The 15,026-nt window shown below is 61.8% G+C and carries 12 protein-coding genes; 7 read left to right on the forward strand and 5 right to left on the reverse strand.

The features are described 5' to 3' along the window. On the reverse strand, nt 1–201 hold a 201-nt coding region (locus tag QZY67_RS09725), incomplete at its 3' end, for an LLM class flavin-dependent oxidoreductase (RefSeq protein ID WP_295369893.1). Between the two features lie 635 nt (nt 202–836). On the opposite strand from QZY67_RS09725, the gene QZY67_RS09730 reads away from it, so the two are divergent. After that, the gene (locus tag QZY67_RS09730; protein ID WP_295369894.1) at nt 837–1,679 is read left to right on the forward strand and encodes a helix-turn-helix transcriptional regulator; all 843 of its coding nucleotides are present in this window, start codon (nt 837–839) and stop codon (nt 1,677–1,679) included. A 161-nt stretch (nt 1,680–1,840) separates the two neighbouring features. On the opposite strand, the gene QZY67_RS09735 is transcribed toward QZY67_RS09730, so the two are convergent. Further along, entirely contained in the window at nt 1,841–4,933 is a 3,093-nt protein-coding gene (locus QZY67_RS09735; protein WP_295369895.1) for a hypothetical protein, read from the reverse strand. Nucleotides 4,934–5,265: 332 nt separating this feature from the next. On the opposite strand from QZY67_RS09735, the gene QZY67_RS09740 reads away from it, so the two are divergent. Both QZY67_RS09740 and QZY67_RS09745 read left to right on the forward strand, forming a co-directional pair. After that, a complete protein-coding gene (locus QZY67_RS09740; protein WP_295369896.1) occupies nt 5,266–6,516 on the forward strand; it encodes a pitrilysin family protein in 1,251 nt (416 codons plus the stop codon). 224 nt (nt 6,517–6,740) lie between these two features. Continuing rightward, nucleotides 6,741–7,805 carry a branched-chain amino acid aminotransferase gene (locus QZY67_RS09745; RefSeq protein ID WP_295369897.1) on the forward strand — a complete coding sequence of 355 codons (1,065 nt, stop codon included), beginning with the start codon at nt 6,741–6,743 and terminating at the stop codon, nt 7,803–7,805. A 142-nt stretch (nt 7,806–7,947) separates the two neighbouring features. Here QZY67_RS09745 and QZY67_RS09750 read toward each other — a convergent pair whose 3' ends face one another. Further along, nucleotides 7,948–8,988 carry a M42 family metallopeptidase gene (locus tag QZY67_RS09750; RefSeq protein WP_295369898.1) on the reverse strand — a complete coding sequence of 347 codons (1,041 nt, stop codon included), beginning with the start codon at nt 8,986–8,988 and terminating at the stop codon, nt 7,948–7,950. A gap of 82 nt (nt 8,989–9,070) precedes the next feature. Between QZY67_RS09750 and ybaK the strand changes: the two genes are divergently transcribed. Then, entirely contained in the window at nt 9,071–9,547 is a 477-nt protein-coding gene (gene ybaK, locus QZY67_RS09755; protein ID WP_295369899.1) for a Cys-tRNA(Pro) deacylase, read from the forward strand. A 306-nt stretch (nt 9,548–9,853) separates the two neighbouring features. Here ybaK and QZY67_RS09760 read toward each other — a convergent pair whose 3' ends face one another. Next, entirely contained in the window at nt 9,854–10,738 is an 885-nt protein-coding gene (locus QZY67_RS09760) for a putative ABC transporter permease (RefSeq protein WP_295369900.1), read from the reverse strand. A gap of 149 nt (nt 10,739–10,887) precedes the next feature. Here QZY67_RS09760 and QZY67_RS09765 point away from each other — a divergent pair, with 149 nt between their 5' ends. Beyond that, nucleotides 10,888–11,724, forward strand: a complete 837-nt coding sequence (locus QZY67_RS09765; RefSeq protein WP_295369901.1) for a DUF4358 domain-containing protein — start codon at nt 10,888–10,890, stop codon at nt 11,722–11,724. 56 nt (nt 11,725–11,780) lie between these two features. On the opposite strand, the gene ftsH is transcribed toward QZY67_RS09765, so the two are convergent. Further along, nucleotides 11,781–13,658, reverse strand: a complete 1,878-nt coding sequence (gene ftsH, locus QZY67_RS09770) for an ATP-dependent zinc metalloprotease FtsH (RefSeq protein ID WP_295369902.1) — start codon at nt 13,656–13,658, stop codon at nt 11,781–11,783. Between the two features lie 268 nt (nt 13,659–13,926). Here ftsH and QZY67_RS09775 point away from each other — a divergent pair, with 268 nt between their 5' ends. After that, a complete protein-coding gene (locus QZY67_RS09775) occupies nt 13,927–14,358 on the forward strand; it encodes a winged helix-turn-helix transcriptional regulator (protein WP_295369903.1) in 432 nt (143 codons plus the stop codon). A gap of 30 nt (nt 14,359–14,388) precedes the next feature. Then, entirely contained in the window at nt 14,389–14,820 is a 432-nt protein-coding gene (locus QZY67_RS09780) for an RNHCP domain-containing protein (RefSeq protein WP_295369904.1), read from the forward strand. Nucleotides 14,821–15,026 lie beyond the last annotated feature (206 nt).

Raw genomic sequence — 15,026 nt, forward strand, 5'->3', positions numbered from 1 at the left:
AATGTCGTACCCCAGCACATCGGCCAGCTCCACAGCCTCGCCATAGCGCAGGCTGCCGCGTTTCAGCTTGTCCGACAGGTTGGGGACGCTGCTGCTCCAGCCGTATTCGTCGGCCAGGATTTCCACAGCCTCGCTCATGGTCATGCCAGCCCGGATAATATACGACTTAATCTCGTTTCGGTAAATTTCTTTATTTCTCATAGCTTTTGCCCTCCTTGTTTGTTTGCTTAGCGGTGAAGCCGATGCGCTGATGAGCGTACTTGGGTTCATCGCTGGGCAATGGATAATGGTATGCGACTAACTGTTTCCTCTGCCGTATGCGAAGCCCTGTTCACAACTGTCAGGCTTCGGTTTCACTGTTCCGCGGCTTCGGTTTCACTGTTCCGCGTGGATTTTCGCAGAACGGGGAAATCATGCGCCAGACAGCGTACCAGCTTCGCCATCCGGTGTATCGCGCTTTGATGGCGTTATCAATATGAAAACGCCGGATTTTTCGCTGTTTTTACTTTCTTTGAAAACATCGCTGCATTTTTGCCGTTCTCTCCGAATGCCGTTCCTGCCCCAGCCTTTTCAGCGGCGTATCCCGGCATTGACACGCTCTCCCGTGCTTTCAAATAAGCGTGGTCATGGCGCTGCTTCCCCTGCCGGGGGTATCCCATTCGGACGGTCATGTGGTTTTCAAGGTTCTGGTGTCTCTCGACAAGTACAGTTTAACGAAAAATCGGGGCTGTTCCCGTATATCCAAAAGGTTGGAGAATGGGTACGAAAAGCGGAAATTTCCACGCTTATAGAAATCTGTGTTATAATGGGAAGCAGAACGAGAGGGGGGCGCGGATATGAACATCAAGCTGACGATCCCAGAGCGGCTCAAAGATTTGCGGACAGAGCGCGGTTTTACGCTGGAGCAGCTGTCCGAGGCCACAGGCATTTCCCGTGCCGCCCTCGGCAAATATGAGGCAGACGATTTTAAGGACATTAGTCCGTTCAGCATCGCGGCGCTGGCAAAGTTCTATGGTGTGTCCGCCGATTACCTGATGGGTTTGACGGAAACAAAAAATCACCCAAACACAGAGCTGGAAGCCCTGCATCTGGGTGATGGTGCGATTGAGGTATTGAAGGATGGACAGTTTAACCACCGGCTGCTGTCGGAGCTGATCTGCCACAAAGATTTTCAGCGTTTGATGCTGGATGCGGAAATCTATGTTGACCGCATTGCAGATATGCGGATCAACGACATGAACGCTGTGCTGGAAACCGTGCGTCAAATGGTGCTGGCAAAGCGAGAGGATAGTGCGAACGATCTCTATCTGCGCACACTGGAATTGGCGCAGGTGTCTGAGGAAGAATACTTCGGTCATGTGGTTGCAGATGACCTGACAGGGATACTCCGCGATATTCGTGAGTCACACAAAACCGACAGCACGATAGCGGACGAGCCGTCCGCCGCTGCACAAGCCCAGCAGCAGTTGCAGACCGCCATGAATTTCGAGGGCAGCAGCGACGAAAAGAAGGCGAGGGCCTTTCTGGTGACCTTCGGCATTGACTATGATGCGATCACCAAAGAGCAGTTCGTTAATCTGATTGAGGTGCTGCGGCTGTCGAAACATATGAAAAATTCCGTAAACCAGCAAGGCAAAAGCAATATGACACACGGAAAAGGCAAACGGAAACGTAAATAGGCAAGAAAATACGCCGTATCCAGCAAAATCTGCTGGATACAGCGTATTTCTTCGTTGCCCAATCCTGCCTGACAGATGCCATAATCATAATTCTTTCAAATCACTTTCTTATGAGCACCTGTCCCATCGGGCGGTCATTTTTTATGGCGTTTATGGTTCTCTTACTTGGTGATCTGGAAGCTGCGGGTAATGGGCGCGGCCATGTAGTTGCCGCCCAGAATGCACACGGTGACCACATAGCGGCCCGGCTCGGTGGGCGGGGTGGTGGTGGAGGAGTAGATGCGCCAGCTGCTGGTAAAGCCGGAGTAGAGGTAGTGGACGCTGCTCTGGTCGTCCACGGGCAGGCCGTCGTAGCTGAGGGTGGCGCCGAAATCGAAGGTCTTGGCCTCCTCGGCGGTGAGCTTGCCGCCCGGAATGTCCATGTTCCAGGTCAGGTTGGAGCCGCTCAGGCGCATCCGCACCAGCAGGAAGCCCATGCCCACGCCGGTGGTGTAGTTCTTGCTGTCGGTGACCACGCCCACGGTGTACAGGCCGGCCCGGTTGGGGGTGCCGAAGGAGATGCGCACGCTGTCCAGGATGCCGGGCAGCTTGTTGATGACGGACATGATCTGGCCGAAGGTGCCGGTGTCGATGTTCAGCTTGTCCAGCAGATCCAGCAGGCCCTGGGTATTGAACAGCTCCCGCAGCTCGCCCACGGTGACGCCCTCGTTGAGCATCTCGGTCAGGGTCTTCTGGCCGATGGCCGCCAGGGCCTGGTCAATGAGCTTGAGGACGAAGGAGCCCTCAGCGGTGTAGCGGTCGGGCAGGTCCAGGTAGATGCCGGTGGTCACATTGCTGGTGATGCCGGCGTAGATGGTGTACAGGTCGAACTCGTCGGCGGGATTGGTGGTGATAAAGCCCTCGGGGATGGCATCGCCGGCAAAGATGTTGTCGGAGTGGACGGACACGCTGACCTTGGCCTTGTCCACGGTGACGGTGCCCTCGGCGGAGCCGGGCTTGTACTCGGCGCCGCCGTTGTAGGTGATCAGGACGGCCTGGTTCTCACCCGCGCCCATCTTGGGGAAGGCGCCGATGAGCTGGCCCAGCACCCAGTACTCCTTGCCCTCAATGGGCACCCACTGAGTCAGGGCATCGCTGTTGATGAGGTCCCCCAGTCCGGGAATCTGGCCCAGAATGTCGTCCAGACCCAGGTCCACGCCGGTCTCGGCGTCGGTCAGCTTGGCCTTGTACTGGATGGTGAAATTGTCGATGGTCAGGGTCTCACGGGCGGGCAGGGTGGAGTTGTCCCAGTCGATGAGGTTGTCGAAGATGGCCTGCTCCATGACGGCGGGGTCCATGTTGTAGGTGAAGGACACGCCGCTCTTCAGGGCCACCACGCTCTCCAGACGGTTGTCGGTGGTGGTCACGTCCACGGTGACGGAGCCGCCCCGATAGGTCTGATTGCCGGCCCAGGAGATGCGGATCTCCCACTTGCCCTCGCCGAACTTCACCAGGCCGGTGAGGTCGGTCTCAGTCAGGGGCTTGAAGCTGTCGGTGATGCCGGTCTTGTCGGTGTTGTACTCCACGGTCACGTCGGCGGCGGTGAGCCCCTCGGGGTTGACGGTGGAGGACACCACGGCATTGTAGATGGCCTGGGCGGTGGCGGCGTAGTCATAGCCCTGGTCTGCGGTGAACTTCATGCCCACCTCGTAGGGACCCTCGTTCAGGACGAACTGGACCTGCTCCCGGTCCTTTACCTCGACAGACGCCTCAATGGTGACAGGGGCGTAGGTCCGGTCGCCGGGGTAGACAATGCGGATCTGCTGGATGCCGACGGAGATGGCGGGGAAGCCGATGCCGCCCACCACGGACTGGCCCTCCAGAGGCAGCCACTTGGAGTCCAGGGAGGTGATGCCCTTGTAGTAGTACTCGATGGTCACGTTGCCGGCGGTGAGCACGGAGGACTCGGCCACCACGGCGCCAAAGATGGCGGTGCGCAGGGCGTCATAGTCCACCTCCATGTCCTCGCCCACGGCCAGGGTCACGGCGTCGGGGGTCTCCTTCAGGGTGTAGGGGACCTGCTCCCGGCCCTCCACGATGTCGACGGTGGTGTCAGCGGAGGCGGCGGTATAGCTGGCGTTGCCGTTCCAGGAGACGCGGACCTGCTGGCCGTCGCCCAGGGTCATGGCGGGGTAGGTCAGCCCGCTGCTCTTTCCGCCCTCCAGGGGCATCCAGGCCTTGCCCAGATCGCCCACGGAGCCGGTGGTGGCGGTGGCGTAGTACTCGATGGTCACGTCATCGACCGTCAGCTCAGGGGTGGTGGACGCCACCACGGCGGCAAAGATGGCGGCGCGGAGGGCGTCGTAGTTGATGGAGCCGTCCTCATGGTAGGTCACGCCGGCGGACTGGCCGTCCTTCAGCACGATGGAACCGGCGGTGCGCTCGGTAAAGGTGACGGTGGTTTCGGCGGAGGTGTCGTAGACGGTGGTGGTACCGGCGTAGGAGACGCGGATCTTCTGCTCACCGGCGGAGATGGCGGGGTAGGTCACAGGAATGCCCAGCACAGTGTCCTTACCGCCCTCCAGGGGCATCCAGGCCTTGCCTGCACTACCGACGGAACCGGTGGTAGCGGTGGCGTAGTACTCGATGGTCACGTCGGCCAGGGACAGCTCAGGGGTGGTGGAGGCCACCACAGCATCAAAGATGGCCTGCCGCAGGGCGTCGTAGTTGACGGTGGCGTCCTCGTTGTAGGGCAGCGCCACGGAGCAGCCCTCATTCAGGGTGATGGAGGAGGACAGCTTGGCGGTTTTGGTCAGGGTGACTTCAGCGGTGGAACCGGCGAGGCGGACCTGATAATTGCCGTCCCCGTTGTCCGCAAGGGCGGGGTGGGTAAAGGTGGTGGTGACAAACACGACCTTCTTCTCGCTGGTAAAGCCGTTGACCGAGCCCCAGGCGTCGTTGGTCAGCAGGCCGTTCTTGCCGGTGCAGTAATACTCCCAGTCAAGGGTCTGGGGGTCCACACCCTCCTTGTCCACCACAAGGGCGTTAAACAGGGCCTGCTTCACAGTCTCTTCGTCCGCACCGGCGGGGATAACGGCGGTGCCGTTCTTGAGCTGGACGTCGGCGGAAAGGGGTGCGGCGGTCTCCTCCACGGCGGCGGTCTCGTTGGACCAGGGCCACCAGGCGGCGGAGGCGGTCAGGGGGGCGCATTGGGTCAGGGTCAGGGCGGCCAGCAGGGCGGCCAGACCTCTGCGCAGGGGGCGGCGGGTTCTCACAGTAATCCATCCTCTCATGTTAATTTGTTCTTACACGCAGGTCAAAGTATTTGAATACTTCGGGGATCGAATGGAATTATATAGGAGGCGTCGTAAAAATGCAATGATAAATCCCACAAAATATTCGATATATTTTGCGATTTTTACATATATCAAAGGATGAATTTGTGACCTTTGGAATTGCGACCCTCCGGCCGCGGATTCCTCCTGACAATTGGCCCGGACTGTGCTAAAATAGTGGCCGGATCATCCCGAGAACGGCAGAGGGGTAACGCCCCCTCCATCCGGCTATACTAAGGAAAGAAATGTAAAGATATAGGAGGCTTTCCGCTTTGTCATACGAAAAGAGAACCCTGCCCAACGGCGTGCGCATCCTCACTGAGCACGTCCCCGCCGTGCGCTCGGCGGCTCTGGGCATCTACGTGGGCGCCGGCAGCCGCCAGGAGAAGGCGGCGGAGAACGGCGCGGCCCACTTTATCGAGCACATGCTCTTCAAGGGCACCGCCCGGCGCACCGCCGCCGATCTGGCCGGGGAGATGGACGCGGTGGGCGGCCAGATCAACGCCTATACCACCAAGGAGTCCACCTGCTTCTACGCCCGGGTGCTGGACACCCACCTGCCCCAGGCGGCGGACATCCTGTGCGACATGTTTTTCTCCTCCAGGTTCGACGAGACCGACGTGGAGACCGAGCGGGGCGTGGTGCTGGAGGAGATCGGCATGTACGAGGACAACCCGGAGGACCTGAGCGCCGAACGCCTGGCCGCCGGGGTGTACCACGGTTCCGCACTGGCCCGGCCCATCCTGGGCCGGAAGGCCACCCTGGAGAAGATGACCGGCGCCTGGCTGAAGGAGTACATGGCCTCCCACTACCTGGCCGGGGACATTGTGGTGGCCCTGGCGGGCAGCTTTACCCAGCGGGACGCGGACGACCTGGCGGCCCGCTTTGCCGCCATGCCCGCCGGAGGCCTGCCCCAGCCCAGGGCGGCGGCATACACCCCCTGCGTCACGGTAAAGAAAAAGGCCATCGAGCAGAACCACCTGACCCTGGCCTTCCCCGGCCTGCCCTACGGGGACAGCCGCCGGTTCGCTCTCCAGCTCCTCTCCTCCATCCTGGGCAGCGGTATGTCCTCCCGGCTGTGGCAGCAGGTGCGGGAGAAGCGGGGCCTGTGCTACTCCATCTACTCCTACGGCGCGGGCCACGCCGACACCGGCCTCTACGCCGTCTATACCGCCCTGGGCCGGGAGACCGAGGCGGAGGCCATCCGCACCATTGTGGACACGGTGAAGGCCTTCCGGGACGGGGGCGTCACCCGGGAGGAGCTGGACCGGGCCAGAGAGCAGTCCAAAGCCAATGTGCTCATGGGCCTGGAGTCCACCCAGGCCCGCATGGCCCACCTGGGCCGCAGCGAGCTGACGATGGGGGAGGTGCTCACCCCCGACCAGATTATTGCCGCCTACGACGCCGTCACCGCCGACGACGTGCGGGCCCTGGCGGAGGAGATGTTCGACTTCTCCCGGGCCTCCCTGTCCGCCGTGGGCCGGGTGCGCACCGCCGACGAGTACCGGGAACTGCTGAACTGAACACCATACAGACGGGGGCGGCTCTGAAGTGACTCCGGCTTTTTCCACCGCCACACCTTTCTTCAGGAAATTGTATCTCACGTTACATTCTTCCCCCGTCCGGCGTGCCATAATAATGCAAACAGCCCGGGTGTCCGCCCCCTTGCGGCCGTCCCGTCCGACTGCTATACTAGAGCAAACAGGTGTTTCGCCCAACAATTCATTACAGTAAGGAGGCCGTCTCCATGCATGAATTTCCCATCACCCGGGCCGCCCAGCACAAGCCCAAGCCCGACCCCAAGACCCTTTCCTTCGGCAAGGTCTTTACCGACCACATGTTCCTGATGAACTACACCCCCGAACAGGGCTGGCACGACGGGCGCATCGTCCCCTACGCCCCCATCTCCCTGGAGCCCTCCGCCATGGTGTTCCACTACGCCCAGGAGGTCTTTGAGGGTATGAAGGCCTACCGCAACCCGGAGGGCGGCGTGCAGCTGTTCCGGCCCATGGACAACGTCCGCCGGATGAACGACTCCTGCGAGCGTCTGTGCATCCCCAAGCTGCCCGAGGATCTGGCTCTGGACGGCATCAAGGCCCTGGTGACGCTGGAGGCCGGCTGGGTGCCCAGCGAGCCGGGCACCTCCCTGTATATCCGCCCTTTCATTATCGCCACTGACGCCAGCCTGGGCGTCCACGCCTCTCACACCTACCTGTTCTGCGTCATCTGCTGCCCCGTGGGCGCCTACTACGCCGAGGGCATCAACCCGGTACGCATCTATGTGGAGAATGAGGACGTCCGCGCCGTCCGGGGCGGCACCGGCTACACCAAGTGCGGCGGCAACTACGCCGCCTCCATCCGGGCCGGCGAGCGGGCCGAGGGCCAGGGCTACGCCCAGGTCCTGTGGCTGGACGGCGTACACCGGAAGTACATCGAGGAAGTGGGCTCCATGAACGTCATGTTCAAGGTGGGCGGCGAGATCATCACCCCCGCCCTCACCGGCTCCGTGCTGCCCGGCATCACCCGCCGCTCCTGCCTGGAGCTGCTGCGGGACTGGGGCTACCCCGTTCAGGAGCGGCTCATCACCGCCCAGGAGCTCTTTGACGCCGCCGGCAGCGGCAGCCTGGAGGAGGCCTGGGGCACCGGCACCGCCGCCGTGGTCTCCCCCATCGGCGAGATGGGCTGGGAGGACAGGCACACCGTGGTCAACGGCGGCAAAATCGGCCCCGTCACTCAGAAGCTGTACGATACCCTCACCGGCATCCAGTGGGGCACCATTCCCGACCCCCACGGCTGGGTGGTCAAGCTCTGAGCCTGATAAACAGACAGAAACCCCCCGCGGCTCACATTGAACCGCGGGGGGTTTGCACATATTCTGAGCAGATTGTGGAGATATCCCAGCGCCTTCCCCCCGGGGAAGGCGGCTGGCCGCAGGCCAGACGGATGGGCGCCCCTTACTCCGCCGCCAGATACAGCAGGCACAGGGACAAAGTATTTTTTAACCCCTCCCAGTGAGTGCGCTCCATGCCGTGGGAGGCGTGGACGCCGGGGCCGATGAGGGCGGCCCGCACATCGGCGCCCGCGCCCCAGGCCACGGTGGCGTCCGAGCTGTAATGGGGATAGATGTCCACGGCGTAGTCCAGGCCGTTGTCCCGGGCCAGGTTGACCAGCCGGGTGGTCATGCCGTAGTCGTAGGGGCCGCCGCTGTCCTTGGCGCAGATGGACACCTGGTACTCGGTGCAGGTCAGGTCCAGGCCCACGCAGCCCATGTCCACGATGAGCAGCTCGTCCAGGTCGCGGGGGATGGTGGCGCCGCCGTGGCCCACCTCCTCATGGACGGAGAAGATGAATTTGGTGTCGTACATAGGCTTCAGGCCCTTGTCGCTGAGCACCTGCATCAGGGTGAGCAGGCAGGCGGCGGAGCCCTTGTCGTCAATGAAGCGGGACTTGAGGAACCCGCTGCCGGTCACTGTGGTCTTGGGGTCAATGCAGACATAGTCCCCGGGGCGGATGCCCAGGGTCTCCACGTCCTCCTTGGACTTGACCACCTCGTCGATGCGCACGGCCATGTTGTCCTCATCCCGGGCACGGGTGGAGGCGTCGTCATAGACGTGGACGGCGGGGGAGAGGGAGAGGACGGTGCCGGTGTACCGGCGGCCGTCCCGGGTGTAGATGGTGCAGTACTCGCCGTCCAGGGTGGGGAGGATGGGGCCGCCCACCCGGGTGATCTTCAGCTGGCCGTCAGCGGTGATGGACCGGACCATCAGGCCCAGGGTGTCCACATGGGCACAGAGGGCCACCTTTTTTCCACTCTCCCGGCCGGGAATGTGGACAATCACGTTGCCCTTGTTGGTCTCGGTGGTCTCATAGCCCAGCCGGGCGGCAAAGCCGGTCAGAAAGGCGGCGGCGGCCTGGGTGTAGCCGCTGGGGCTGTCAATGCCCAGCAGCTCCTGTGCATTTTTCATCAACTGACTCTGATATGCGGAAACATCCATTGAAATCAGCTCCTCTGCTGTGATATTCTTACCAGTACAGCATAGCGTTAAGACGCGGAAATTTCAAGTGAGGCGACGTTCCATGGCAGAAGAAAAAACCAATGTGATGCGGATTCTGGACCAGAAGAAGATCTCCTACACCCCCCACACCTACCCCTGCTCCGGCGGCGCGGTGGACGGCGCCACCGTGGCCGGGCTCATCGGCGTGGCGCCGGAGCGGGTGTTCAAGACCCTGGTGACCCGGGGGGCCAGCAGGCAGAACTACGTGTTTGTGGTGCCGGTGATGCAGTCCCTGAACCTGAAGGCAGCCGCCAGGGCGGTGGGGGAGAAGTCCATTGAGATGATCCACCAGGCCGAGCTGCTGCCCCTGACCGGCTATGTCCACGGCGGCTGCTCCCCGGTGGGGATGAAGAAGCAGTTCAGGACCGTCATCGACGACAGCGCCCAGGGCCTGGAGGCCATGGTGGTCAGCGCGGGAAAGATCGGCTTCCAGGTGGAACTGTCCCCGGCGGACCTGGCGGGCCTGGCGCGGGCCCGGTTTGCGCCCGTCAGCGGCTGAGTGCATTTTATCCGACAAAAGATGGCCTGCGGCTGAGCCGCAGGCCATCTCAGCGTGTCGAAAAACCTCAGTTTAAAAGCACCCGCCTGAACCGGGGCGGGGGAGCGCGAGGGGGCAGCCGCCCGCCTCGCGTGGAATCGAATGCCCCGGAAGCCTTGCTGTGCAAGACTTCCGGGGAGCGGAGCGGGAACTTTTGCGCCGCTGTGCGGCGCGAAAGTAACGGCATTTTTGAAGGCTGTCGAAAAAGTCCAGGGACTTTTTCGACAGCCTGAGATGGCCTGCGGCTGAGCCGCAGGCCATCTTTTATCATTTGTCCCCCTTCCGGGCGGCCAGCCGGGCCTTGAGCTGCTCCAGGGCCTCGCTGTGGCGGATCGACTTCATATCAGGGAAGGCCTTGAGCAGCCGCTTCTGGCCGAAGCGGTAGGTGGACAGCAGGGCCTCGTTGGCGGCGCGCAGCTCGGCCAGGGCAGCCTCCCGGCGTTGGAGGGCCTCTTCCCGGGCGGCGCGGAGTCTGGACTGCTCCTCCGCCCGCTGGGCCCGGCGCTCCCCGGCAGACTCCCTCAGGGCCTCCCCTTTTTCGGAGACGGCCAGGGTGGCGTCAGACAGCCGCTCTCCCAGGCTGTCCGACGCCTCGTGGATCTTGGCGGCCAGCTCCTCCAGCTGCCGCAGGCGCTTGTTCAGGCCCACCACCGTGGCTACGGTGGCCGTCAGGTCGGCCAGGGCCAGGACGGTAAACACCGCCAGCAGCGCCACCCCCAGGGTGCGGGGGATGGCGGCGGCAAAGCCGGCCACTATGGGGTGGATGACGTCCATAATCAGCAGGCAGGCCAGGCCCCACATGAGGGAGAAGAGGAGGCACACATATCCGTTCAGGTTAAAGGGCATTTTGGAGTAGTCCCACCACTTCTGGTGAAAGGCCTTCTCCAGCACAAAGCCGGTGAGCCACTCCAGGGCGGTGGTGAGGAGCACCGAGCACAGGAAGAGGAGGATCACGTTGTCCTTCACCGGGGTGAGCAGGCCCACCACCAGCACCACGCCGAAGCCGTAGATGGGACAGAGGGGGCCGTTGAGGAAGCCCCGGTTGACAAACTTCCCCGACTTGGCCGCCGCGAAGCACACCTCGCAGCACCAGCCCAGGAAGGCGTAGAGGAAGAAGTACCACATGTATTCATAGCAGATGTCCCAGGACATATCGCGCTCACTTTCCCCGGGGCCCGCCCGGCCAAAAATTTTTCCGTCCAATTTTCCTTTTTCGGGAACCTTTGGATTTTTCCTTCGTCTATATGCCTGTGAAACGGGACGGCACGTCCCTGAAAACAACGCAAAGGAGCATTACGAGAATGAAAAAAGCTGCCGCTCTGGGCCTGTCCCTGGCCCTCACCGCATCCATGACCCTGCCTGCCCTGGCCGTGGAGGCCGTGCCCATCTCCGCCGTGGTCGGCTATGACACCGCCATCACCCTCAACGGCAAGGCACTGGACACCAGCGCCATCCCCGCCGTGGACGGCGAGAATATGATCCCCCTGCGCCTCATCGCCGAGAGCGATTACGGCTCCGCCAGCTGGTTTGAGGAGGAGAACAACGGCTGGTTCTATCTGGAGGGCGGCAATATCACCGTCAACTTCGCCGACAACTCCATCACCGTGGGCGACGAGCTGGTAAAGAGCAAGGCCACAGTGGTCAGCGGCGTGACCTTCGTAGACGCCGGGGTGCTGGAGCTGCTGGAGGGCTACGACGTGGCCGCCGCCGAGGACGGCTCCCTCACCATCACCACGCCCAACGGCACCCCCTTTGTCCAGGGCGCCTACGCCATCCGTGACGCCGCCGGCGTTTACAGCAGCATGAAGTCCGGCGCCGACGTTCTGGTGGAGAACTACGGCGTGCCCGAGGGTGCGCTGGAGGAGGCTGTGGCCTTCTTCCCCATGATCACCTCTCCCGACACCGTCATCCTGGGCAAGCTGGCCGAGGGCGCCGATGTGGAGGCCGTGAAGGCCGCCTTTGAGACCTACCGTCAGAATCAGGAGGACACCTTCTCCTGGTACCTGAGCCAGAACCTGCCCAAGGTGCAGAACGCCCGCACCGTGGTGGACGGCGACTACATTCTCTTCGTCATCGCGGAGAACCCCGACGCCGCCGAGGAGGCCTTCCACACCTTCGTGGCCGCCCAGAACGCCTGATTTCTCTCCTTACGCCCCCGCTGGTATGACAGCCAGCGGGGGCATTTTTTGCTTTTTTACTTCTCGCTGAGCAGGGCCATAAACTCTTCGCCGGTGATGGTCTCCTTTTCCAGCAGGTAGGCCGCCAGACGGTGGAGCTGGTCCTCGTTCTCCTTCAGGAGGCGGCGGGCCTTGTTGTGGGCCTCCTTCACCGTCTCCACCACCAGGGCGTCCACCCGGGAGGCGGTGTCCGCCGCGCAGGCCAGGGAGGCGTCGCCGCCCAAGTAGCGGTTCTGTACCGTCTCCAGGGCCACCATGTCAAACTCGTCGGTCATGCCGTACCGGGTCACCATGGCCCGGGAGAGCTTGGTGGCCTGCTCGATGTCGTTGGAAGCGCCGGTGGTCATGTTGTCCGGGCCAAAGATAAGCTCCTCGGCGGCCCGGCCACCGGTGAGGGTTGCGATCTTGTTGGTCAGCTCGGTGCGGCTCATGAGGGCCTTTTCCCCCTGCTCCACCTGCATGGTGTAGCCCAGTGCGCCGGAGGTGCGGGGGACAATGGTGATCTTGGTCACCGGGGCGGAGTGGGTCTGAAGGGCGGCCACCAGGGCGTGGCCAATCTCGTGGTAGGCCACAATCTTCTTCTCCTCCGGGGAGATGACCGCGTTCTTCCGCTGGGCCCCGGCGATGACGGTCTCCACGCTCTCCTCCAGGTCGGCCTGGGTCACGGCTCTGCGGCCCATGCGCACCGCCCGGAGGGCGCCCTCGTTGACAATGTTGGCCAGCTCGGCGCCGGAGGCGCCGGCGGTGGCCCGGGCGATGGCGTCCCAGTCCACGTCGGCGTCCAGGTGGACGTTTTTGCCGTGGACCTTCAGAATGGCCACGCGGCCCTGGAGGTCTGGCAGCTCCACCGGCACCCGCCGGTCAAACCGGCCGGGCCGCAGCAGGGCCGGGTCCAGGGACTCGGGCCGGTTGGTCGCCGCCAGCAGCACCACGCCCTTCCGTCCGTCAAAGCCGTCCATCTCGGCCAGCAGCTGGTTGAGGGTCTGCTCCCTCTCGTCGTTGCCGCCCACGCCGGCGCCGTCCCGCTTCTTGCCGATGGCGTCGATCTCGTCGATGAACACGATGCAGGGGGCCTTCTCATTGGCCTGCTTGAACAGGTCGCGGACCTTGGCTGCGCCCATGCCCACAAACATCTCCACAAACTCCGAGCCGGAGATGGAGAAGAAGGGTACCTTGGCCTCGCCGGCCACAGCCTTGGCCAGCAGGGTCTTGCCGGTGCCCGGAGGGCCCACCAGCAGCACGCCCTTGGGCAGCTTGGCGCCGATGGCGGCGTACTTCTCCGGCTCGTGGAGGAAGTCCACCACCTCCATCAGGGACTCCTTGGCCTCGTCCTGGCCGGCCACATCCGCAAAGGTGACGCCGGTGGCCTTTTCCTCCACGTAGATCTTGGCCCCCGACTTGCCGAAGGTCATGGCGTTGCCCATGCCGCCGGACATGCCGCCGCCCATCCGCTTGACCATCCATCGGGAGAGCAGCTCTCCGATGGCGATAAAGAACAGGATGGGCAGCACCCAGGTGACCACAAAGCTCAGCAGGGGAGATGCCTGGGTGGGAATGGACGCGGCAAAGCGGATATTCGGGTCGTTCCGCAGCTGCTGGAGCAGCCGCTGTCCGTCGTCAGGCCAGACGCCGGTCCGGTAATAGCCCTCCCGGCCGTCGTCTCCCTGAGCGATAAAGACAATCTGTTCCTCCTCCTTCTCCCAGGCCACCTCGCTGACCTGGCCGTTGTCCACCATGGTGAGAAACTGGTCGTAGCTGACCTCCACTACCTGCTTCTCCATCACAGCGGGGAAGAGCAGCGCGTTGAGCAGCATCACCACTACCATGGTGATGAGATAGTAAAATATCAGGGGTTTTTTCGGGGGTGTTGGTTTGGTGTCCTTCACTTCCTGCATTGCAATGCCTCCTTCTGCAACTCCGGTTTATTTTTTCTACACGAAATAAAATATTCCTTCTGACCCCCTAATTCAATAAAAAAATGTGAACATTTTCTCCTCTTGCGTTACAATATTTTCAATTTGGGCAAATGTATTCCGGCGCGCCGCGCAAAGCGGCGGCTTCCTACCGTGAGAGCACCCGCCTCTTTGATTTCAAAAAGCGGTTGACACTTGTACGAAATCGGATATAATATAGGTGTACGAAATCAGACAAGGAGGGGACTTCATGCATTACCTGACAGCCGTGCAGTATACCTGTCTGGCCGGAGAGATCAATTCGCTTTATCACGAGGCCGCGGTAAAGGCAGGCGTTTCGGACAGCGTTCAAAATATTCTGTACGTCATCTGCGAAAAGGATGGCCGGCGCCTGCAAAGCGACATAAGCAAGCTGACCGGCATCAGCCGGCAGACCATAAATTCCGCAATCCGAAGGCTGGAGCGGGACGGAATCGTATACCTTGAGCAGGGCAGCGGGCGGAACACAATTGTCTGCCTGACGGAAAAAGGAAAACATTTTGCGCAGGAGAAGATCTATCCGCTCTATGAAATCGAAAACAGAATCTGGAGCGAGTGGACAGAGGAGGAGCAGCAGCAGTATCTGATGCTGACACAAAAGTACCGCGACGCATTGAAGAAATATTTGGCTGACGCGCTGTGACACGGCGTCCGTATCAGGGAGCAAATCATTATGAACAGAGAAAATAAGCGAAAGCAATATGAAAAAGGCTACTACAAAACCCATGACTGCGGGGACAGCTTTACCTGCAAGGTGTGCGGGCGGCCGGTTGTGTCCGCCGGAGCGGGCAGCGGCCACCGCAACCACTGTCCCAACTGTCTCTCCAGCCTGCATTTGGACATGGAGCCGGGGGACAGGGCGGCGGACTGCGGCGGGATTATGGACCCGGTAGGCGTATGGGTAAGGAAAAACGGAGAGTGGGCCGTTATCCACCGCTGCCGGAGATGCGGGCACCTGAGCTCAAACCGGGTGGCGGCGGACGACAACCCTATGAAACTAATGTCCATTGCCATGCGGCCGCTGTCCCAGCCTCCGTTCCCCCTGGAGCGCATTGAGGAAATGACAGCCCTCATGGGCGGCGAGGGCTGCCTGCGGAGCAGTTAAGGCGGGGTTTATCCGCCGGGACCGCCGGCATGACGGCCCGTAAAAATCGCTCGCGTTGACATGGCTGTACAGAGAATCGGGAGATAATAAAAGGCGGCGGCTTCCCAGTGAAGTGACCCCAAAAAGTTAGACAATATTTTTGAAGAAATTGTTCAAGCAACCGAAAGGGCTTGTTGTCTGTGGAGAGCAGGCGGCAAGCCCTTTAG

The organism is uncultured Pseudoflavonifractor sp. (assembly GCA_904419835.1).
Classification (GTDB): Bacteria; Bacillota; Clostridia; order Oscillospirales; family Oscillospiraceae; genus Pseudoflavonifractor.